The 22,431-nt window shown below is 58.5% G+C and carries 17 protein-coding genes; 16 read left to right on the top strand and 1 reads right to left on the bottom strand.

The window, feature by feature from the left end:
• From J0X03_RS08225 to J0X03_RS08265, 9 genes are read left to right on the top strand one after another with little or no spacing between them, the layout of a single operon-like run.
• On the top strand, window positions 1–2,226 hold the full coding sequence (locus J0X03_RS08225) for a DUF2169 family type VI secretion system accessory protein (RefSeq protein ID WP_170852871.1): 2,226 nt from the start codon (window positions 1–3) through the stop codon (window positions 2,224–2,226).
• A complete protein-coding gene (locus tag J0X03_RS08230) occupies window positions 2,216–3,370 on the top strand; it encodes a pentapeptide repeat-containing protein (protein ID WP_226886095.1) in 1,155 nt (384 codons plus the stop codon). The genes J0X03_RS08225 and J0X03_RS08230 overlap by 11 nt, the downstream gene beginning before the upstream one ends.
• Window positions 3,363–3,977 carry a DUF3540 domain-containing protein gene (locus tag J0X03_RS08235; RefSeq protein ID WP_033643657.1) on the top strand — a complete coding sequence of 205 codons (615 nt, stop codon included), beginning with the start codon at window positions 3,363–3,365 and terminating at the stop codon, window positions 3,975–3,977. The genes J0X03_RS08230 and J0X03_RS08235 overlap by 8 nt, the downstream gene beginning before the upstream one ends.
• 6 nt (window positions 3,978–3,983) lie before the next feature.
• The gene (locus J0X03_RS08240) at window positions 3,984–4,349 is read left to right on the top strand and encodes a PAAR-like domain-containing protein (protein WP_033643656.1); all 366 of its coding nucleotides are present in this window, start codon (window positions 3,984–3,986) and stop codon (window positions 4,347–4,349) included.
• A gap of 9 nt (window positions 4,350–4,358) precedes the next feature.
• Window positions 4,359–4,865 carry a type VI secretion lipoprotein TssJ gene (locus J0X03_RS08245; protein WP_033643655.1) on the top strand — a complete coding sequence of 169 codons (507 nt, stop codon included), beginning with the start codon at window positions 4,359–4,361 and terminating at the stop codon, window positions 4,863–4,865.
• 1 nt (window position 4,866) lies between these two features.
• Entirely contained in the window at window positions 4,867–6,225 is a 1,359-nt protein-coding gene (tssK, locus tag J0X03_RS08250; RefSeq protein ID WP_021505816.1) for a type VI secretion system baseplate subunit TssK, read from the top strand.
• Window positions 6,222–7,733: a type IVB secretion system protein IcmH/DotU gene (gene icmH / locus J0X03_RS08255; RefSeq protein WP_033643654.1), complete on the top strand. Its 1,512-nt coding sequence runs from the start codon at window positions 6,222–6,224 to the stop codon at window positions 7,731–7,733. Before tssK ends, icmH begins: the two co-directional genes overlap by 4 nt.
• Window positions 7,734–7,768: 35 nt before the next feature.
• Window positions 7,769–11,248 (top strand): type VI secretion system membrane subunit TssM, encoded by a 3,480-nt coding sequence (tssM, locus tag J0X03_RS08260; protein WP_046687386.1) that lies wholly within the window; start codon window positions 7,769–7,771, stop codon window positions 11,246–11,248.
• A 25-nt stretch (window positions 11,249–11,273) separates the two neighbouring features.
• On the top strand, window positions 11,274–11,627 hold the full coding sequence (locus J0X03_RS08265; RefSeq protein ID WP_033632662.1) for a DUF6277 family protein: 354 nt from the start codon (window positions 11,274–11,276) through the stop codon (window positions 11,625–11,627).
• A 265-nt stretch (window positions 11,628–11,892) separates the two neighbouring features.
• Here J0X03_RS08265 and J0X03_RS08270 read toward each other — a convergent pair whose 3' ends face one another.
• Window positions 11,893–12,120, bottom strand: coding sequence for a hypothetical protein (locus J0X03_RS08270; protein ID WP_004935320.1), 228 nt, complete (start codon window positions 12,118–12,120; stop codon window positions 11,893–11,895).
• Between the two features lie 245 nt (window positions 12,121–12,365).
• Here J0X03_RS08270 and J0X03_RS08275 point away from each other — a divergent pair, with 245 nt between their 5' ends.
• The 7 genes from J0X03_RS08275 to J0X03_RS08305 all read left to right on the top strand — a co-directional run bounded on the left by J0X03_RS08275 (window position 12,366) and on the right by J0X03_RS08305 (window position 22,414).
• Entirely contained in the window at window positions 12,366–12,656 is a 291-nt protein-coding gene (locus J0X03_RS08275; protein WP_004935318.1) for a hypothetical protein, read from the top strand.
• A gap of 706 nt (window positions 12,657–13,362) precedes the next feature.
• Window positions 13,363–13,938 carry a helix-turn-helix transcriptional regulator gene (locus J0X03_RS08280; protein WP_004935315.1) on the top strand — a complete coding sequence of 192 codons (576 nt, stop codon included), beginning with the start codon at window positions 13,363–13,365 and terminating at the stop codon, window positions 13,936–13,938.
• 108 nt (window positions 13,939–14,046) lie between these two features.
• Window positions 14,047–14,916, top strand: a complete 870-nt coding sequence (locus J0X03_RS08285; protein WP_046687385.1) for a hypothetical protein — start codon at window positions 14,047–14,049, stop codon at window positions 14,914–14,916.
• A gap of 34 nt (window positions 14,917–14,950) precedes the next feature.
• Window positions 14,951–20,737 carry a non-ribosomal peptide synthetase gene (locus J0X03_RS08290; RefSeq protein ID WP_160204395.1) on the top strand — a complete coding sequence of 1,929 codons (5,787 nt, stop codon included), beginning with the start codon at window positions 14,951–14,953 and terminating at the stop codon, window positions 20,735–20,737.
• A 1-nt stretch (window position 20,738) separates the two neighbouring features.
• On the top strand, window positions 20,739–21,566 hold the full coding sequence (locus J0X03_RS08295) for an HAD family hydrolase (protein ID WP_160204394.1): 828 nt from the start codon (window positions 20,739–20,741) through the stop codon (window positions 21,564–21,566).
• A gap of 131 nt (window positions 21,567–21,697) precedes the next feature.
• Window positions 21,698–21,931, top strand: a complete 234-nt coding sequence (locus J0X03_RS08300; protein ID WP_004935304.1) for a hypothetical protein — start codon at window positions 21,698–21,700, stop codon at window positions 21,929–21,931.
• An 84-nt stretch (window positions 21,932–22,015) separates the two neighbouring features.
• Window positions 22,016–22,414: a hypothetical protein gene (locus J0X03_RS08305; RefSeq protein ID WP_069100819.1), complete on the top strand. Its 399-nt coding sequence runs from the start codon at window positions 22,016–22,018 to the stop codon at window positions 22,412–22,414.
• The last annotated feature ends 17 nt before the right edge of the window (window positions 22,415–22,431 follow it).

The raw sequence follows: 22,431 nt of genomic DNA on the forward strand, positions 1-22,431 counted from the left end.
ATGAGAATCATACGGCCACAGCAATTGGTGGCGATTAAAGGAAGTTACCAGATCGGGACAGACAGCCGGCTCGGCATCAGCGTCGTGGCCGGATGCTACCTGTCCCGGCCTGAGCACTTCGTGAACGAAGCCGAAATCTGGGAGGCATGGAAGCGCGTGCCGCTCAGCCTGCCGATATTGGATGTTGCCGAGCCGAAGCCGTTCGCCGAATACCTGATCGCCGGCCATGCCGGCATCGGTCAGCCGGTGAAAACGCTGAATGTCAGCGCCGACATCGGCGGGCTGAAGCGCCGTTGGCGGGTCGAGGGCGAGGGACGGCGCGGCGCGATGGAGGTGGAACCCTTCCTCAGCGTGCCGCTGGATCACACCTCCGCCTGGGGCGGCAAAGACAACAAGGAGAACCCGTTTGGCCGCGGCTGCAATGACGGGCTGCGGCCGCTGCTGATGACGCTGTCCGCCGAGGGGACCGCGCAGGAGCGCTCTCCGCTGGCGGCGCCGGCGCCGGTGCCGCACGAGTTTGCGCTGCGCAAGGCGCACATCGATAAGGTGGCGGGCCAGATCGCCGGCAAAGCCTATCTCGAGACGGCATTCCCCGGGCTGCCGGCCAATATCGATCGGCGTTATTTCCAGATGGCGCCGCCGGCGCAGTGGTTGCCGGAAGCGGCGTGGCCGGATCGGGTGCCCTTCGAGCTGCAGGGCGTCGGCGCGCAAAGCGAGGCGATTCGCGGCGAGCTGCCGGCGGTGCGCGGACGGGCGTTCATCCGCCGTCACGATAGCGACAGCCTCGAGGAAATCGAGCTGCAGCGCAAAACGCTGTGGTTCCTGCCCGACAGCGACATCGCTTTGCTTATCTTCACCGGCAATGCGCCGTTGACGCATCTGCTGGACGAGTCCATCGAGTCCGTCATGCTGGCGTTGGATCGCTGCGATGCGCCGCGCTCGTTCGACTATTTCCAACAGGTATTCCGCAAGCGCAGCGACGATGACGCCTCGCCCTTTGAGTTTCTGTTCGATCCGGATCTGATGCCGGCGGAGATGGGATTGAACGTCATCCAGGCGGTGTCGGATCACCCCAGCGATTTGCGTTACGATCCGTCGCCCACCTCTCTGGGCGATTCCGCCGTGTTCTATCAACGCATCCGCGAGGCGATCGCCTTGCACCAGCAACAAGCGGCGGCGGAGCCCGCTTCCGTGACGTTGCCCGATTTGCCGGATCTTCCCGCTGAAGACGGCAATGACGCGTTTTTCCCCGATAGCGCGACCGTGGAAGGGAAGACTTTCACCGGTTTGCGCTGCGAGGCGCTGTCGGGCCGGCATTTTCTGCAGTGCCGCTTTGAGCGCTGCGATTTCTCGCAGGCTTCCCTCGACGGCTGCACCTTCGAAAACTGCGTTTTTGATGCGGTCAATTTGACGCAGGCGGCGCTGCGCCAGATCCGCATGATCTCGTGCACGCTGCAAAAGCCGTTGCTGGCGGAAAGCGTGTGGCAAGAGGCGGTCTTGGAACGGGTGACGCTGGCGGAGCCTCAGGGGCAAGGGCTGCGCGCCGACCACGTGAAGCTGGATAACTGCGTTTTCGAACGGGGCGATTTCACCGCGAGCCGCTTTGAACACGCGGCGATCGGCAACGGCATGTTTAATGGCGCGACGCTGATTCGTGCGCAGTTTCTGCAAGGCGAGCTGGACGCGTGCGTGTTTAACCGCTGCCTCGCCGAAGAGGCGGTTGCGCTGGAGATGACGCTCACCAAAAACTCGTTCCTTGGCGGCAACTGGCGCGGCGTGCGCTTCGAACGCTGCCGCGTCGAGAGCCTGACGGCGGGCATGCAGGCGAACTTTTCCCACGCCGTGTTCAGCGATAGCTGTTTCACCAAAGTGGGATTGAAAGCGGCGCGCATGGAGAGGTGCCAACTGCTGTACAGCGTTTTCACTGAATGCAACTTTGACGAGGCCGATCTGACGGCCTGCGCGATCGCCGGCTGCGATCTGGCCGGCGTGCGGTTTAAAGACAGCCTGTTGACGCACTCACGTTGGCAAAACAGCAGCGCTCAGCAAGGCCTGTTTTATAACGCCGATCTGCGCGATGCGGAATTTGACCAGTGCAATCTGGCGGCGGCGCATCTGGCGATGACCTGGCAGGACGCCGGCACGCGGTTCAGCGGTTGTCTGCTGGAGCGCGCGTGTTGGGTGCCGCGCAGAATCATTCATGGGGACTATGTGCATGAAAACTGAAAGCCGCGTGATTCAACAGGCGCTGCCTGACCGAGAGGCGATCGAACTTGAGGTCGCCCAGGCGGTGGCGCAGACGCCGCCCATGCCGCGGATCTTCAAGAAACGCCGGTTCCACGATCGCGAGCTGAAAGGGTTGACGCTGAGCGACTGCTTTTTCATCGACTGTCATTTCGAACGCGTCACGTTTGAAGGTTGTGATTTGCGGGCGGTGCGCTTTGAGGGCTGCACCCTGCAGCAGGTCAACGTGGTCGGCGGCAGCCTGATGTGCCTGTCGTTCAACGAATGCCGGTTTGAGAACCTGACGCTGCAACAGGGGCTGCTGTGCAATTTGGCGTGCAACGACACCACGCTGCAGGGGTGTTACGTCGGCGATTGTCTGCTGGATGACTGCGGTTTGATCCGGTGCGAGGTCAACGGCGCGGAAATTGAACGCAGCAGCCTGGGGCATCTGGCCGTGCAGTCCAGCACCCTGACCAACCTGATGTTTCACCAGGACGTGATACAGGACGCCAACTGGTACGCCTGCCAGCTCACGCAGTGCCTGTGGCAGGCGTCGACCCTCGAGCGCCACATCATGGGGAGCTGCCGGCTGGAGACGTGCAGCTGGCAGACGATCGCGGGGCAGGCGCGCATCTGGTTCACCTGCCGCCTGTCGGGCTGCACTTTGGCTCAGCTACAGCTGCAGGGCGCCAGTTTTCACCGCAGCGAGCTGGAGGGGTGTTCGTTCGCCGACAGCGATCTGACCTCGGCGATCTTCGCTGAAGCGCAGGCGCTGCGCTGCGATTTCGAGCGCGCGACGCTGATCCTGGCGCAGGGGCAGAAGGCCCGGTTCAGCGAATGTGCGATGGGCGGCGCCAACTGGGGGCGCGCCATCTTGCCGCAAGCGGAATTCAGGGCGTGCGATCTGGCGTTAGCCAATCTTGAGCAGGCCGAACTGCGGGAAGCGAACCTGATCGAACAGCCGTTGACCGCCGCTCAGCAACAGAGCGCTCGCCTGCATGGCGCGCAGCGTCATCGCGCCGAAAACGTGCCGCTTACCGCCGATCCGTTCTTGAGCGCGATCGACGCCTGGTATGCGCATCAACAACCGGGGCCGCGGCAACCGTCGTATCAACGGCCAACAGGAGTAAGCAGATATGTATAAATCCAGAAGAGAGCATCAGAAGGTCTATGCCAACGCCAGGGTGACGCCTTTGCAGTTGGTGCGCAGCGCTCCGCTTCCCGAACAAGGGGGGCGCAAGGTGGTGACGCTGGCGGCCGACGCCAACGGCGGTCTGTATGTCGACGGCATGCGCGCCCATTGTCTGGCGGTCGCCACCAGCTGCCTGGTTCAGCCGCTGGCGGGCGATCGCGTTTGCGTCATCGCCGACGGCGACAAGTTGGTCATCACCGAGATCCTGTCGCGGCAACAGGCGAACGCCGTTATGACGCTGGACAGCCGCTGCGCCAACTTGCGCATCGTGGCGCCCGAGATCGAGCTGCAGGGCGGCAAGCGGCTGACGCTGCGCAGCCCGCACTTCACGCTGCTGACGCGCAGCAGCCGTTGGGTTGCCGAAACGCTGCACCAAATCTCTCAACGCCTGTTTGTGCGCAGCAAGCACGCGAGCCGGCGGGTGGAGGAAACCGACGAGGTGCTGGCCAAGCACATCATTCAGGATGCGCGGCAATCCCTCGTCATCAACAGTGAAATTGGTTCCCTGAAGTCTTCGGCGGTGCTGAAGATCGACGGTGGCCAGATACATATGGGGTAAACCACCATGACTGCAGCCAATACCAACATGGGCGGGATCGGCTTTGCCGGCTGCGACCCGATGATACCGGCGCCGGGCCCGAACACCTCGCCCAACAACACCGGCATACCGAACGTGCCTAACATTTTCATTTCCGGCGGCAATGAACAAAACCTCGGCACCACTCGTGTGGCCACCGCCGATTCGGGCGGAGTGATCGGCGCTGCCTCGGGGACGCATTCGGCCCAGGCGCAGCCGGTGCAGGGATCGGGTAAGTATTTCTCCGGCGGCATGCCGGTCACGCGGCTAGGTGATTCCAGCACGACGAACAACAACAACATGGTCTGCACTCAGGTCGCGCCGAGCCAGACCAAATGTTTCGTTAATGCATAGGAGTTCAGCATGGTGAAAACGCTCCGGGGGATTGCGACAGGGGGACTGTTGGCGGTGGGGATGCTCGGCGGATGCAGCTGGTTTTCTCACGATGAGGCTGCGGATGCGGGGCGTCGGTTGCGGTTTATCGACGTCGAGGTGACCGCCAACGACAACGTGAACCCGAATGCCGCCGGGGAGGCGCAGCCGGTCAAGGTGTGCGTGATAGAAACCAATCGCTCGGGGTGGATGCCTGAGGGAATTGGCGACGGCGCCCCTTGCCGCGAGACGGCGCCGTCGGAAGGGGCGCTGAGCCGGCACCAGAGCATTTTGCAACCGAGGGAGACGTTGCGTTATCGCTTCGAGGTGCCGGCGGGGCAAGAGCGATGGGTCGTCGTCGGGGCGGAGTTTCAGCAAATCAGCGGCGTGCTGCCGCTCGCCGAGCAAAAGTCCCCTGCGCAGGCTGATTCGCAAATGAAGGTGATGGTGGGGATGACGTCACTCAGCATAGTGACTAACGACAAAATGGATGAATGACATGTTACCTAAACAACGCGTCGCCTGGGTAGAAGGCATGTTGATGGAACCGCAGCATTTCCAGCAGCAGGAACGTTTTTTCGAGCACTTGATTGAAGCGCGCTTGCGCAGCGTCGAAACCTTCACCTGGGGGTTCCTGACGCTGGAGATCGACAACGGGCTATTGGAACAGGGCAAGTTTGCGCTGAAGAAAGCCAAGGGCGTTTTCCCCGACGGCACGGCGTTCAGCATGCCTGAGGATATTCCGCTGCCGCCGCCGCTGGTGCTGGGAGAAGGCTGCCAGGGGAAAGTGGTGTGCCTGTCCGTGCTGATGGATATCGCCGGCAACGCCCAGATCGATCTTATCCAGGATGCGCGAAAAAGCAGCCGTTTTCGCACCATGGACGCCGAGGTGCCGGATCGCAACCACGGCGTCAGCCTGGAAGGGACCCCGCGCGTGTGCACGATGCAACTGGGCAGCCTGGTGACGCGGCTAAGCCTGGAGGACGCGGTCAGCAGCGCGGAAAGCGTGCTGCCGGTCGGTTTCGTGCGCGAGCTGACCAGCGATCGTCGGGTGCTGCTGGATGAGCGCGCCTTGCCGCCGATGCTGGATTTCCGCGCCATCGGCTGGCTGCCCGCGTTCACCACCGAATTGCTTGGGCTGATCAGCCAGCGTCTGGAGTCGGTTTTCCGCCCGGACGTGCATATGACGATCGGCGGGCTTTCCGAGCTGCTGGAACTGCTGTTGCTGCAAACCTTGAGCGAGTTCAATTTGCGCATTAGCCAACTGCTGGCCAGCCCGCAGGTGCATCCTGAAACCCTGTTCGACACGTTGCTGAGCCTGCTGGGGCGGCTCAGCATCATTCCCGGCGGCGAACGCCTCTGGGATCGGGCTGATTTGGTGTATCTGCACGATGAACCGCACAACTGCTACTTCCAACTGTTCGCCTCGATTCGCCGCGCGCTGTCGCTGGTGATCGAAGCGCCGGCGGTGGCGTTGCCGTTTATCGATCGCGGCGACAGCATTTATCTGTGCCCGAACGACTCGCAGCTGCGCCTGGAAAAACTGGTGTTCGCCGTCAGCTGCGGTTTGTCCATCGAGCATCTGCGCTCGTATTTCCCCGCGCAGGTCAAACTGGGGCCGGTCGAGAAAATCATTCAGCTGATCGATCTGCAATTACCGGGCGCTCGCTTGCTGCCGATGGCTTCGCCGCCGCGCCACATACCGTATTACCCGAACAGCATCTATTTCGAGGTTGATCATGCCGACCCGATTTATAAGGAAATGATGGCCGGCTCGGCGATGGCGCTCAGCATCGTGGGTGATTTCCCCGACCTGCGTTTTGACGTCTGGGGATTAAGGCAAGGGAGGGTGGGATGAACGAATTCGAGAGAAAAATACGCGAGGCGATGGCGGTAACGCGCAACAACGCGACGCCGCGCCTTCCCGCGTCCGGCTCGGTGGGCAAAACGACGGCGGAGATCGCCGCGCTGTCCTTCGGCGCGCGGGCGCTGGCCGCCAAGCTGCGGCCGGGAAGCGCCGGGGTGGCGACGCCCCCCGAACCCAAGCCTTATGAAGCGGAAAGCGTTGCGCCGGAAAGCAGCGAGCCCGCGCCGGGCGAGCGCCCGGCCGAGGCGGCGCCGACCTCGAGCGGGCTGTTCGGCCGCGCCGCGCTGAGCAAGCCCGGCGTGATGATGGGCCATTGGGACAACCCGCTGATCGCCGCCGCTATCCCGGTCCTGCTGCAGGTGGAGCGGGTGCGCGATCAGAAACAGCTGAATCCGGGCGCGGTACGCGCGCAGATCGTGCGCGAGATCCAACAATTTCAGCAGACGCTGCTGGCGGATCACATCGCGCCGAGCGATGTGGACAAGCTGGCCTATCTGCTGTGCTCCTACGTGGATGAGTGCTGCATGAGCACGCTCGAATCCGGCGAACTGAATCTCAGCCTGCTGGTGGAGTTTTATCGCGACGCCTGGGGCGGGGAAAAGTGCTTCGAGCACCTGCAGGCCTATCTGGCCGCCTCGCCGCGCAACAAGGAGATCCTGGCGTTTTACGATCTGATCCTGTCGCTGGGCTTCGAAGGGCAATACCACGTAATGGAACGCGGCGCGGTGCTGTTGGCCGACGTGCGCAACCGTCTTGACGGCTATCTGTACAGCCAGAACCCGACGCAGACGCTGGCCGATGCCGAGCCGAGCAACGTGGTGCGCAAGGCGACCCGCATCACGCCGCTGAAGCTGCTGTGCTACGGCCTGGCCATCGCGCTGCTGGCGTACGCCTCGGCCGCCTGGTATCTGCACGATCAGTCCCGCGCGCTGCGCAACGCCATTTTGGCCTGGACGCCGCCGCAGCCGCGCAAAATCAACATCATGGAGACGCTGCCGCAGCCGCTGCCGCAAATCCTCAGCGAAGGGTGGCTGGAGGTGCGCGCCGATCCGCGCGGCTGGCTGTTGATCTTCACCTCCGACGGCGCGTTCGCCACCGGGCAGTCGAAGCTGTCGGAAGAGTTTAAAAAGAAACGCAACATTGAGCGTTTGGGGGAAGCGCTGGCGCCGTGGCCGGGCGATCTGGAGGTCATCGGGCATACCGACAACAAACCGTATCGCAACACCTCCAACAACTCCAACCTGAAACTGTCCGAGGCTCGCGCGCAGACGGTCGCCGACAAGCTGCGCGAATCCTTGGCCAACAGTAAATACAACCGCACCGTGACATCGGTCGGCAAGGGCGATCAGGAGCCGCTGGACGACAACGCGACGGAAGAAGGGCGCCGCCGCAACCGCCGCGTGGACATCCTTTGGAAAATCGGCGAGAGGGAGATGGCTTCACCGTCTGCAACGTTAAATCAGGCAGGGGTAGCCGCCGAGGTCCCCGAGGATAACTAAGACATCCGCCGGCGTAGAGATAATAAGGAAATTATATGATACGTAGATCATTCATATTGGTGATTGCCTTGCTGCTGTGTGCGGTGGTGTGGTGGATTGGGCCGTTGATCGCCATCGGCACCTATCGGCCGCTGCTGTCGGTCTGGGTCAGGGGCATCATCATCGCGCTGATCCTGTGCTGGGCGCTGTGGCCGTTCGTGGCGACGTTCTTATCCTGGGTGTTCCGCCACGCGCGAGCGCCGGCCCCGGCCAAACGCAAGACCGCCCAGCGAGACCGCGTGACCTCGCGCTTTTACGACGCCTTGCGCACCTTGCAGTACGTCGGCACGGCGAAGCAGCGCACCCCTTGGCAGCGCTTCAAATACCGCCTGACGCGCCGTTACGTCAGCGAAAAGCCGTGGTTTCTGGTCGTCGGGCCGCCGGGCAGCGGCAAAACCTCGCTGATCGGCGAAAGCGGCGAACGCTTCTTGCTGGCCGAGCACTATGGCCTGCAGCAGACGGTGGACGTCGGGCCGACCCAGGATTGCAACTGGTGGCTGGCGGAGAATTCGGTGTATGTCGACACCTCCGGCGAATGGCTGCAGTTGAACGGCCTGGGGGAAGAGGGCGCCAGGGCGCGCGACACCCTGTTCAAACTGATCCGCCGCCATCGCCGCCATCCGGGCATCGACGGCATCATGCTGTGTCTGGATGCGCGTTGGTTGCTGCACGCCTCGCTGACGGAGAGAAAGTCGGTCGCCGATGCACTGCGCGTGCGCCTGCTGGAGATGGCCTCGTGGTTCCGCAGCGAGCTGCCGGTCTATCTCACCATCAGCCACCTCGATCAACTGGTCGGCGGCGAGACCTTCCTGTCCATGCTGGGCGACGATCTGTTGCAAAAAGGCATGGGCTTCAGCCTGAACCGCGCCGAACAGGGAGAAACCCCCTTCGAGCAGTATGAAACCCTCTACCGGGAGATGGTGGCGCGCGTCAGCCATCACGTGCTCGAACTGTTGCACGATGCGCCGGACGGCCAAAACCGCCAACAGCTGCTGTTCTTCACTGAATCGCTGGGGTCGCTGGGCAACCCGCTGTATTCCCTGTTAGAGCAGATCTTCCCGCAAACGCCGGTGGGCTACGCCTGCCATCTGCAGCAGGTGTGGCTGGGCAGCACCATCGCCTTGCCGCCGCAGGGGGCGATCTACAACGCGGAAGCGGCGGATATCTATGAAGCTCGCCCGACCGGGCGCATTTACCATCCGGAGCTGGATTACGCCCGGCAAGAACGTGGGGTGATGCAGCAGTCTTCGCACGCCAGGCCGCTCGGCAGCCGCATGAGCTCCTTGGGCCGCTATGTGTTGGTGCTCATTCTGTTGGCGGTCTCGTTTAACCTGCTGGCGATGCGTTACCTGTGGGAGAGCGATTACATCTCCTACATTGCGGCGCGCTTCGATGAGACAAAGCGCATCGTGCGCGAAATTCCGGTGACTAACCGCGTCAGCGACGATGTCATTTCCGCCTATGAGCAGCTGGGGTACATGAACGCGCAATTGGGCGGCGAAGTGTCGCCGGTGCCGAATCCCTATTTCGAGCACAAGCTGATCAACAGCGCGGCGCAAAAAACCTACCAACGCCATTTGCTGCAGATCTTCTGGCCGGCGGTGGAAAACTATATCGCGGACGAACTCAAGAATGACGTCTCGGCGTCCAACAAGGACGTCTACGGCACCCTGAAAGTGTACCTGATGATGGGCGAACCTTCGCACCGCTCCGCCGAAGCCTTGGTCGACTGGTTCATGGCGCGCTGGGAAACCTTTATGCCGCAGGGTTACACCGACATGAACAAAGGCATCTTTGCTTACCATCTGCGGGAGATGTTCTCTTTGCCGGACGCGCCGGTCATGAAGATGAACGGCGATCTGCTGCGCCTGGCGCGGGTGAAAGCGATGAACATTCCGATGCAGGTGCGGGTGGTGCGCCGCATCGAAGAGAAACCGTTGCCGGCGGCGATCAACGATATTTCGTTAGCCGACGCCGCCGGGCCGAACGTCTCCTTGATGCTGCGCCGCAAGAGCCAGGCGACGGTCACCGATACCGCCGTGCCGGGGTTCTATACCCGCGCCAGCTATCGCGACGTTTTCCTGGCGCAGCTCGATGACGCCGCCAAGGACATGATCGAAGAAGAGTCCTGGGTGCTGCGCGACAGCGCGGAAGGGAAAAACGCGGTGAACTCGCTGGCCTCGGCGCAGAAGCTGGCCGACGAGGCGAGGAAGCTATACCTCATCGAGTATGCCGACAAATGGGATGCTTTCATGCGCGACGTGCGCGCCCGGCCGGTCAACGGGCTTGAGGATGCGGCGATCCTGGCGCGTCAACTGTCCGACCCTTCTTCCCCGCTGGCTAATCTGGTGCGCTTCGCCGCGCGCGAAACCAGCATGACCGGCACCAACCAGGGCGATGCGGCAAGCTGGTTCGATCGCCAGCGCAATCGCATCGAGCAGCAGCGGCGCGACATCCTCGGCGAGATTTCCGGCGAGCGCGCGCGTTTTCGTCTCACGCCGGAACGCGCGGTGGAAGATCGCTTCGAGCTGCTGCGCCGTCTGGGCTATCAGCTGTTACAGACCACCAACGCCAGCAACGATCCGCTGAGCCGCAGTTTCGAAGCGCTGTACAGCCAGTTGACCACCTTGTCCACCTCGCTGCGCGGCGGCCAGGTGGTGCCCGCCGGAGGCACGCTGAAGCGTCTGCAGTTGGATGCGGCGCGCCAGCCGGAACCGGTGCGCAGCGTGATGATGGATCTGTTGCAGGTTGGGGACAGCCAGACTATTCAGCAGAGCCAAAAGAACCTGAGCAAAGGCGCTTCGTCGCTGGCCTCCGGCTTGTGCAAGAGCAGCATCAGCGGGCGTTATCCGTTCTCGCGCAACGCCAGAGCGGAGGTCGGCATCGAGGACTTCTCGCGCATGTTTGGCCAAAGCGGCGCGATGCAGCAGTTCTTCGATGAGAACCTGGCCCCTTATGTGGACGTCAACGCGCAGAAATGGAATGCCAAACCGGGTTCAGAGGGGATCGTCAATGCCAGCACGCTGGGCGCGTTTGAAAATGCCCGCCTGATCCGCGATACCTTCTTCACCGCCGGCGACAAGCTGTCCTTCTCCATGTTCATCAGGCCGTTGTCCCTGACGCCGACCATTACGGAGGCGACCCTGGATATCGATGGGCAGGTGATTAACTACAGCCATGGCTTCAGCCAGCCTACCCGTATCGATTGGCCGGGCCCGAAAGGCGGCAGCTATGTTCGACTCACCTTCCGCACCGGCACCGGCCAGATCCAGGTCGCCAGTTTCGACGGGCCCTGGGCCTTGTTCCGGATGTTCGACGCCAGCAATCCCGTGCCGCTCGCCAGCGACAGGCGAGAGCTGACGATGTCGATGTCGTCGGTGGTGGGCGTGCTCAAACTGGAATTGCGCTCGACGATGAAAGATTTCCCACTTTGGTCACGGGCGTTGCGAGGATTCTCGTGCCCGAAAGCGATGTAAACACAACCGTAAAGAGGTGATAAACATGTTAGATCCAGCCAAAATTTTAGAAACCATGAAGGCCGGCGGCAATTTGGGCACCAATTCCCAATCGTCGCTGAGTCAACCGTTTATGCAAGGCGTCAGCAATATTCAAATGTCGGGGCCGGATGCGGCCAAGTCGGTCATGAGTAATGTGACAAAATCTTGCGATGATATGTTCGGCAATATGAAGGGCATTTTTAATGGTCTGCAATCGAATGTGAACGCACACCAAAAAATGCAAACGAGCGAGCAGCCGAAAGATTTTAATGTTTCCATGGACGATCTTCGTCCGGCGATTGCGAAAGGGTTCCCGCACGAAATGGCGGACTTCTTTTCCAAAGTGCCGAAACTGTAATCAAAAACTCGATGGATAAAATACCGGGAGGCGGAAATGCCTCCTGGTATTCACAAGGAGTGTTGCGATGATCTATGACTGGATGCTCAAAAACGCCAATAAACGCATGGGTTTTTTTATCATGGTGATACCCAGCCTGTTTTTTTGGATATTGGTTTTTCTGACCTTATCTATTTTTTGATTCTTTGATGTAAAAAAAAGCACCCGCGAAGGTGCTTAAAATGAAGCGAATTAAAAAATAGGAAGGGATGATTATGAGTTGTTATTACAGTTTAGAGATGATCTGCAATCCGCTGGAAATCAGCGCATCGACGGCCAGACCAATACCTTTACCGATGGTGCCGACAACGGTTTTGGCATCCGGGTTAACACCGGCAATCGCGGAAATGGTATCAATACCTGTACCTACCGCACTGCCAATCAGTGTGCCTACGTCACCAAAAAAACCAGCACCGTTAACTTGTTCAATTTCTACTGCGGATAGTTCTTTCATGATTGAAACTCCTTTTTCAGTTAGCCCTTTACTTCAGGCAATTTCATTATTGCAAATCAGGTCATTTTTTCAATAAAACTCGTGCTGTTTTTTTATACTATTGTGTTTTTTGTTAGATTGATTTTGCATCGTTAGATTATATATTGCCGAAACCTGGGTTTTTATATCTTACTCGCCTTGAACGGCGGCGGTTTTATGAGGTTATTATTTTAAATCGGAATGATATATACCAGAAGGGAGACCTTATGAAGGTATTGACGACGCCGGAAAGACCTTTCCGGTATGATGAGCTTGCGGATAAAATCATCCGGGAGGCCAGGAGCCGCTTGGGCTGCGCCGTTCTGCGGTTTTTAGACTGCATGATCCTGGGTTATGGCCCGCCGGTGATAGTCTTTGATATCTATAATAATCACGGTAAGTTGCAAACGTTCAAAGTCATTCTTCCTCTTGGGAGCGACAAGCAGCTAAAAAAAGATCACCTCGGGTTGGTTTCCTGCCTGGAGGCTAAAAAATTGATGAGGATAAAAAAAATATAAATCATCCCGCTCGTCAACGATGCCGCGTTATCTTTCTGCGCTGCGCATCACTCCTGAAAAATCTTTACTCCTACCAGGCATTTCTTGCGCGGGCGGCCGATGGGTTCGCCTTCTTCTTTTTTGTTGCCGTCTACATGAAAGGGCGGGAATCACTTACTGCCATAAAGTGTAGCTTTTTTTTATGCAATTTTTTTACAATAAAATGAATATGGTTATACTCTGTTTAATAGGGTCTACGATGACCCCGCCGCCTCGTGCGAAAAAAGCATTATCCTGCCTTTATCATAAGTAAATTCCTAATGCATAAACGGATTCTCTTAACAATCAATGTCACGCAATGTTATGTTCTATATTATGTGTTTTTTCGATATTTATCTGGATATATTGCGCTCTTGGAGTAAAATTAACGTATCAGAGAAAAATCTTAGCACCGTGATGCTGATGGCAATGATGCCTTATAAATATATCTTACGATAACAATTTCCCTTGCGAAGCGCGGCCGCTTACCGCGTCTTGCTTTTGTATGCTCTCCAGGGCAGATGATTTATATAACCCTATATATAAAATGCACTTTTGCGAGGCAAGGTCTTTTTTGCTTCGCCTATAACGCTTTTTTATTAAAAAGCACGTTAAAACAAAAAATAATCACAGCAATGATATTGCAGTAAGGAGAGTGAGCAAGCGTAGTCAAAAGGGAGGTTTGTTAATGGAGCGCGTCAATATCGCTATTGTGGATAAAAATCAATTCTTCAAGCTGGGGTTGAGTCTTGCCTTGCAAGAAGGTTTTCTCACGAATGGCATTAAGGCCAAGATCACGGGAGAAGAACGTGCCAACATCATATTCAGGGCGCCGGACAAGCGGGTGTCCATAAATTTTTGTCATACCCAGCTTTTGCAGGGCAACTTTTCTTCTATTCCGCTCTATTTTTCAATATTGGAGCATAAAAAGACATTCCCTAAAATTCATTGCAATTTGGAAGCCGGAAGTATTACGCGCAAAGACAGCGTGGCGGCGATCGTGGACAAGGTCATGTTCTGCTATCGCAAGAAAAATAGTTTGGTTTCAAGCTATTGCCCGCGTTGTCGTACCCAGTTGACCTTTAGCGAGGGGAAAGTGTGCCGTTTAATCCATCTGGGCTATTCACAAAACCAAACGGCGATGTTGCTCGGCATCAGCCCGAAAACGGTGAGTATTCATAAACGTTCGGCCATGAGAAAACTGAACATCGATAATAATATTGAATTCTTGCGCTGGTTAAAAATGCACAGCGACTCTTGTTAATCAGGGAAAGGAAGCGAACGGTCCGGCGCCGTATTATCAGCGGCGCTGAGCGGTCATCTTTTATTGATTTCCGCCCGGCATGGAATCGGTTTTATAGGGAGATAAAACATGGCTGTCTTTGTGAGAGAAGCGGTTTCTCATAATCATTTCAAATTATTGCAGGAGCTTTATGGCAGAGATTTGGGCGGGGAGCGTTTCCTGCACTGGAAGCATTTGCTCGATCCGCATTGTGGGGCGCCGATGGAAAAAACGGGCATATTTTACAAGGATCAAGAACGTTATCTCGGGATGTTTGTGTCCAGCTTTTATCCCTTTAAAATCAATGAGTTGTCTTTTGATGTCAATATGCTTGGCGATCTTGGGATCCACCGTCAGGTCAAATCTTCCACCGTCTTGAAAGATTTTTTCCTGCAGGCCAGGCGTTCGGATGTGGCGGCGGATATCTGCTTTTCCGATGACAGGAAGATCAGGGTTTATGAAAAGATTTTTAGAAAGTATTTAACGACCAATACGCAAATTTATCCCTTCGTCGAATTAACCTTAAAGCCTGATAAGTTTATGGCCTTTCGTTTTACCGAGGGCGACCAAGCGCGGCAGGCCAGCTTTATCAATAATCTGGGGCGAGAAAAAGATCATCGCGCATTTGAATATATTGAAAAACATCCTCTGTATCATAAAATTCATTATATTAATAAAGGCAATCTCTACGCTGTGATTGGCTGTTCCAGTGAGTGTGCCGAACTTTTGGATATTTCCAATCCTTCTAGGGAGTGTTTTTCCTGGGCCATCGGCGTTTGTCGGCACCTGCATAGCCGTTGCAAAGTGATGATCCCTATTGGTTTTTACAAGTCGATTTGCGCTCAGGCGGCGGAGGTCATTGCAGAAAAGCGCATCAACATGCTGATCGGTTATTACTCAGAAAAGATAAGCGAGCTGATGCCGAAAGAGGTTTGGGTATGCCGCATGGATCGCCGTTAAGCAGGGCACGTGTATTCTAAATGGAGTGTTTGTCATGGAAGAGATTCCTGTATCACCCTATTCAAAAGTTTTTATCGATGAATATGACCGCCATCCAGAGGGCTGTAATTACAACGTATTGGTGCTGCAGCGTATTGAGGGCGCGCTGGATCCCATCAGATTACAAGCTGCGCTGAATGCGCTGGTGCAAGATCATGTCCTGCTGAACAGCCATATTCATGAACGGAATGGCGAACTGTATTGGCGTCGCAATGACGCAATCCATCCTTTGCAGCATTACACGGACCGCACGCTGCTGACCCAAGTGATTCGCCAGCCCTTCGACATTTACCGCGGGCCGCTTTATCGTTGGGCGCTTTTCGCCGAGGGGCCGGGGCGCTATACCCTGGCGCTGGTGGGCCATCATCTGGTGATCGACGGCGCGTCTTCCGACGAGTTTTTCTCATTGGTGAGCCAGTACTATGGTCAACAGCGGCTATCGACCCGCCTCGAGGCGGCCGAGATTGCCGCCATCAACCGGCAGCTGCAGCGCGAGGTGGAACAACTGGCCGCCGATGGAGCGCTGGCCCACTGGCGGGCCGAAGCGGCAAATTTGGGCGCGATAGACGTGCCCTTTGAGAAAAGCGGCGCCGTGCGAAACGATGAGGCGGCCGAGCTGCGTTTCCAGGTGCCCAAAGCGCAATGGAAAGCGCTGAAGCAGAGCGCGGGAATACGGCGAATGAATGACTTTCTGGCGTTGCTGGTGCTGTGGGGCATCTTGATGGCGCGCAGCGGCAATCAGGAAACGGTCTATATCAGCTATCCGGTGTCGATAAAAAAGGGGCAAAGATTTGCGCTTGGCGGGCATGTCAACACCAGCGTGATGCCCCTCGCGCTGCGTGACGGCGAAGGCTTCGCCGCCGTTTATCAACGCGCGCTGGCGTTTATTACCGCCGCGGCGCCGCACTCGCGCCAACGGTTTAACCAACTGCCCACGCAACAGGTGGTGCAGGCGCTGGGTATCCGCGCGATGCCGATTTCCTTTGCCCAAACCAACCTGCGCGATGCGGCATTGGCGCTGGCCGATTGCGCCACTTCGCCGTTGTTTGAAGCCAACCACGATATGGCCAGCGCGTCGCTTTCCCTGGAATATGAGGATCGGGCCGACAGCGATGCCTTGCAGTTCCGGCTGCGTTTTCGTCAGGACATGTTTGACGAAGATGACATGCGCGACTGCGCGGAACATTTCATGCGTTTGATGCAAGCGGCGATGCGCGCGCCTGACGCGCCTTTACGCCACCTCGCCTTTTATCCCGCCGCCGACATGCCGCCAGATGACGACGCGGTCCCTGCGTTGCCGAGAGAAACCCTCAGCGCCCGGTTTGAGGCGATCGCGCTGCGTTATCCGGATAAGATTGCGCTGGAGTTTGAGGGGCTGCATGTCAGCTACCGTGAGCTGAACGGCATGGCGAATAGCCTGGCGCGCGAAATTACGCTCCGCTACCAAGCGCTGACCGGGGGCGCCCCTCAGGCGGACACGCTGATTGCGCTGTACAGCGAGAAAAGCCTGGAAATGGTGGTGGCGCTGCTGGCGGTGCTGAAAACCGGTGCGGCCTATGTGCCGCTCTCCTGCAATTATCCTCAGGCGCGCATTCGGCATATTCTCGAAGAAACGCGTGCGCCGGTGCTCATCGCCGGGGAAAGCCTGCAGTCGGCCGCCGAGGCGCTGGCGGCGATGATGCCGCACGCCGTGTCCGTCCTCACGCTGGGCGATCTGAACCGCCTGCCGCACGAGCGGCAGAATCTGCCGGCCGTCACCGGCGCCGACCGGCTCGGCGCGGTGATCTATACCTCGGGATCGACGGGGATCCCGAAAGGCGTGATGCTCGAGCAACACGCGATGTGCGGGTTGGCGACCGCATCCGGCATCGCTGTCACGCCCGATGACGTGTTGCTCTTCCTCTCGAGCCCGGCGTTCGACGCGGCGACGTTCGAGGTGTGGGGCGCATTGCTCAACGGCGCCAAATTGGTCGTCGTGCGCGATACGGAGGATATCGCCGGCGATGTGCCGCAGTTGGAGGCCTTGCTGCGTCGGCAGCAGGTATCGATTCTGTGGGCGACGCGCAGCCTGTTCGATCATCTTTACCTCAGTCACCCCGACCTGTTCGCCGGGCTGCGCTGTCTGCTGGTGGGCGGGGAGGCGCTGACCGCCACGCTGATGCAGCGCCTGGTGCGGCAAGCCAACCGCCCGCAGCAGGTCATCAATGGCTATGGCCCGACGGAATGCACCACGTTCACCACGATGTACGCCATCGCGGCGGACGAAACCCGCAGCAGCATCCCGATTGGGCGAGCCATACCGGGGCGCGAACTTCATGTGCTGGATCGCTGGCTGCAGCCGTTGCCGCCAGGGCTGGCCGGCGAGCTGTATATCGGCGGAGACGCGCTGGCGCGCGGCTATCTCAACCAGCCGCAGCAGACGCAAGAGCGTTTCATTACGCTGAACGGGCGACGCTTGTATAAAAGCGGCGATCGGGTGCGAGAGTTGCGCGACGGCAATCTGGAGTATCTCGGCAGAAACGATTGCCAGGTAAAAATCCGCGGTTTCAGAATTGAACTCAGCGAAATAGAAAATACGATCAATGCGCTGGAGGGCGTCGAGAAATGCGTCGTGGTGGATGTCGTCCATCGCGATAGCAAGCGCCTTGCCGCGTATGTGCTGATGGCGCGGGGCGAGCCGCTGGATCCTGCCGATTTGCGCGCCCGGCTGGAGCGGATCCTGCCGGATTACATGGTGCCGTCCAGCTATGTTGCGCTCGACGAGATACCGCTGACGGTGAACGGCAAGCTGGATCGCACGGCGCTGCCCGCTCCGCAATTCGCGCAAAGCGAGCGATATGCCGCGCCGCAGAATGCGCTGGAGGCGTTGATTTGCGCCCTGTGGGCGGAGATCCTCGGCGTTGAACGGGTTGGGGTGGATGACGACTTCTTTCGTCTGGGCGGCGATTCGATCCAAAGCATCGTGTTCACCAGCGAATTGAGCAAGTCGGGCTATCACAGCAACTCGCGTGCGGTGTTCGAAACCCGGAATGCGCGGGCACTGGCCAAGCGCATCTTGCAGCAACGGGACGCGATTGCGCCGCTCAATGAACAGGGCGAGCTGCAGGGCGAATTCGAATTGTTGCCGATTCAGCGCTGGTACAACGAGCAGCCGCCGCAACATCGCGCCTTCTTCAACCAGACTTTTTTGGTGCGGGTGCCGCCGATGTCCGCCGAGCGCGTGGCCGATCTGGTGAACGGGCTGGCGTCGCGCCATGACATGCTGCGCGCGCGGTTTAGCGCCGACGATGCCGGCGCGCTGGTCGCGCAGCGCTATCTGTCGGTGGCCGACGGCGGCCCTTCATGGGGATACTATGACCTGGCGCTTTGTCGCCAAAGCCGCGCCGAACTTCTGCATCAATGGCAATCGGGGTTTGATCCGGTAGAAGGGCCGCTGTGCCGCTTCGTCTACATTTTCGACAGCAGCGCGCCCGGCTACGCGTTGATGTTCTGCGCATTCCATCATCTGATCATCGACGTGGTGTCCTGGCGCATCATCGTCAGAGACATGCGACGGTTGCATCAGGGGGAATCGCTGTCGGCGAAAGGCACCAGCTACCGGCAGTGGGGCGAGACGTTAAGGCACTACGCGGCGAGCCGGCATGACCAATGCGCTTACTGGTTGGCGATGATCGCCGGGCAACCCGATTACGCCACGCTCAGCGAGGGGGCGCAGAGTCCGGCGTTTTGCCGCTTAGAGTGCGACGCGGCGTTGACGACGCTGTTGATGGACACCTGTCATCAGGCCTACCGCACCTCGATCCGCGAGGTGTTGCTGGCGGCGCTGGCGCCGGTGCTGCAGGCCTGGCATGGCCGTGCGGACAGTTACCTGACGCTCGAACACCATGGCCGCGATATCAATGACGATAAGATCCAGCTCGACGACACCGTCGGCTGGTTCACCGCCTTACTGCCTTTGCGCATCACCGCGCATCAGAGCCCAAAACACACGCTGCGCGCCATCAAGGACACATTAAGAAAGATGCCGGATCACGGCATCGGCTATTCGGCGCTGAAATACGGTTCAGCGTCGGACGACGAAGCGATAGCCTGTCTGCGGCGCCACCGCTTGCCGGCCATTTCATTCAACTATCTCGGCGTCTTTAACGAACAGACTGACGACGCCTTGTGGGCCTTGATCGACCAAACGGCGGATCTGGAAAACGGCGCGCTGCCGGCGAGCGACAATGTGCTGGATCTGGTGCTCTACGTGCACGGCGACCGGCTGAGCATCGTGATGTCGGGCTTATTGCCGCAGGCGACGCTGGCCCGGATCGGTTCGCACTATAGGGAGAGCGTGTCGGCGCTGGTCGAACACTGTTGCCACGAGGCGAGCCAGGGCGTTCGCCTCGCCAGCCCGGGGGACTTCCCCCATGCCGACGTCAGCCTCGCCGAGTTGGACCACTGGCAGCAACGTCATCGCATCGCCGCCGTTTTCGAGGCTACGGTTACGCAGCGGGAACTGATGTATTTCAACCGGCTTAACCGCGAGTATCAGATCGATCAGGCCGTTTATGAGGTGGCCGGCCCGCTGCAGCCGGAGGTGTTGAACCAGGCCTGGTCGCTGGCGCTGCAGCGATTTGAAATGCTGCGCGCCGGGTTTGGCGATCAAACCCGCCGTGGGCGGCCCAACGTCTTCATCTGCGAGACGCTGCAGGCGCCGATCGCGATCGAGGATTGGACCGATGCGCCGCCGTCCTCGCTGGAAGAAAGGATGGAAGCGCTGTTGGCCCGGGAACGAGAAACCTCGTTTGAGCTGGATGCGCCGCCGTTGATCCGCTGGCGCCTGATCAAGTTGAACGCCGATGAGCACTATTTGGTGCAGACCTTTAACCATATCTTGTTCGACGGTTGGTCCCTCGGCGTTCTGTTCGAACACTGGTTCAACGACTACCTCACCTTGCTGGAAGGGGGCGCGCCGACGCTGGAAATTAACCGATTTGAGCCGTTCGCCGCTTATGTGCGCGCGCACGGCGACGATCCCGAAGCGCAGGCGTTCTGGGCGGACTATTTGCGCGGAGCGCCGGTCAACCAACGTTTGCCGTTGAGCGCTGCGCCGGATGCCGCGCCGCAGGGGCGACGCATGCGGCAATATGGCGCGGAATTCACCGCGGAACAGGTGGCAAGCCTCACCGCGTTTTGCCGGCGCCAGGGGATCACGGTCAATCAACTGACGCAGCTGGCCTGGATGCTGGCGCTGGCCGAAGCGCTGGCCTGTGACGATATCGCGATCGGTACGACCATGAGCGAGCGCCCGGCGGATATTGAGCAGGTGCAGACGCTGTTTGGCCTGTGTGTCGCCAGCCCGGTGCTGCGCCTGCAGGCGATTCGCCGCCGGCCCATTTATGCGTTGCTGGCCGATATCGCGGATTCCCAGACGCTGAGGCAGAAGTACGCCTTTTCCGAACTGAACCGCTACGACGAACAATGGGTGCCCACTTCGCCGTTCGGCAGCCTGTTTGTGTTTGAAAACATGCCGCAACCGCAGAAGGATCCGCGCTTGCCGTTTACGTTCCGGGTGACGGATATCGTCAGCGGCAGCAACCACCAGACGGTGCTGTGCTTGTTCCCCGAAGCGGAACGGCTCGCCATTTCACTGTTTTATGATTCTCACGAGATAGCTCAGGAGAGCATCGTTGCGGTAGGACGCCGTTTTCAGGCCATTGCGCTCGCGATCGCCCACCTTCCGCCCGACAGCGAAATCCGCGCCGAAGACGGGATTATCCTGGCGGAGGAGGCGTGATATGTGGCTTGCTATCGACGGCAAAATAAAATACCGGGCGATCGTGAGCGATCTTGACGGAACCTTGCTGGATCCTGCCGGGAATCTGTCTGATCTGACGGTGGAAACGCTCAATATCCTGCATGCCCGCGGGCTGGAAATCGTCATCGCGACAGGCCGTTGCGATGCGGATGCGCGCGGGATTGTGGATGGCTTGGGGTTCTCGCCGGCGATCGTCTCCTGCAATGGCGCGATGGTCAATATCGAGGGGCGGCCGGTGGCGGATAAACGCTATTTCCTGCCTCGCGACAGCCAAATGATGTTGATGGATTACCTCTTCGCCTGTCCGCTCCACGTGACGTTGTTCACCCAGGAAGGATGGATGATGGCCGAAGAGAATCCGCATTTTGCCGACTATATCAAAACCTCGGGCGTCGCTTGCCGCTATGTCGAGCCGGAGGCGATGAAACGGCAACTGATCCTGAAAGTGCTGCTGCAGGGTGAAGCGGCGCTGATCGAGCGGTTTTACGACGAGGTCAGTCAGGCTTTCGGAAAAACGCTGTCCATCTGTAAGTCCTCTGCGGAAACGATAGACATCATGGATAAGCATATTTCCAAGGCCAGAAGCGTGGCCGACTATCTGAGCGCCAAACAGATAGCGATGCGCGATTGCCTCTCTTTCGGCGATGCGATGAACGATTTGGACATGCTGCGCTGGGCCGGAACGGGGGTGGTGATGGGCAATGCCATGGGCGAATTGAAGCGCGCGCTGCCGTTTAACCCGATTGCGCTGCCCAACAGCCGCAATGGCGTCGCCGATTATCTCTGCCGTGAGTTCGGCCTGTTCTGACATTGTCACCGCCGCGCGGGTGAACGCATTGGCAACAGGGTCTTTCGTGGGCAGATAACAAGGAGGTGAACAAACAGTGAGGGTTTCATTTTTTCATTACTAAACATGTCGATAAATACAAAGGAGACAGTATGAAAGAACTGACTGAAGCAGAAGTCATGGCGGTTTCCGGCGCAGGCATCGCTTCCGATGCCGGCAAAATCCTGGGCAATGGCATTGGCGCCATCGTAGATGCCGGTACCGGTCTATTCGGGATCCACGCGGATGCGGCGGGCGCCGGCGCCAAACTCGGTGAGGGCATTGGCGCCGTCATCGATGCCGGGATTAGCGCCTTCTCGCAGCTGTTTGGCCGTAAATCGTCATAAGCCCGGCCCTTAATGAAAAGTGCCCGCAAGGGCACTTTTACCTCGCTCATGTCGGGAGCCGGAAGAACGGCAAAGGGAGAGTTCATGGCGAATAAAATCATCTTGATCATGGTCATCAATCTGTTCGTGGCGGTGGCGTTGGCGGTGTTTAACTTTATCTATATCCAAAAGAAGGTGGATATACGCGCCCCCAATGACGCCACGCCCTTTCAGGTGACCGAGAAAGCGCAGGGCAGGATCGTCTCCATGCAGCAGACCTCGGTATTTCTGAACAACAATCCTGTGGTGGCGTTTACCTTGGAAATCAACGCCAGGCGCAGACAGTTTACGATCGCTGACCATCGGGAGGTGGTGCTGTATATCGCCATGAGCCGTTATGAGGAAAACGGCGTTTACAGCCTATTGCTGGGCGAGAACGACAGAGACGTGGCGTTCGAAAAGGACAGCTTTGGCTATCCGATACGCTTTCATCAGGTGCTCTAGGCGCGCGGAAGGTTTCC

Source organism: Serratia ureilytica, from assembly GCF_017309605.1.
Lineage (GTDB): Bacteria > Pseudomonadota > Gammaproteobacteria > Enterobacterales > Enterobacteriaceae > Serratia > Serratia ureilytica.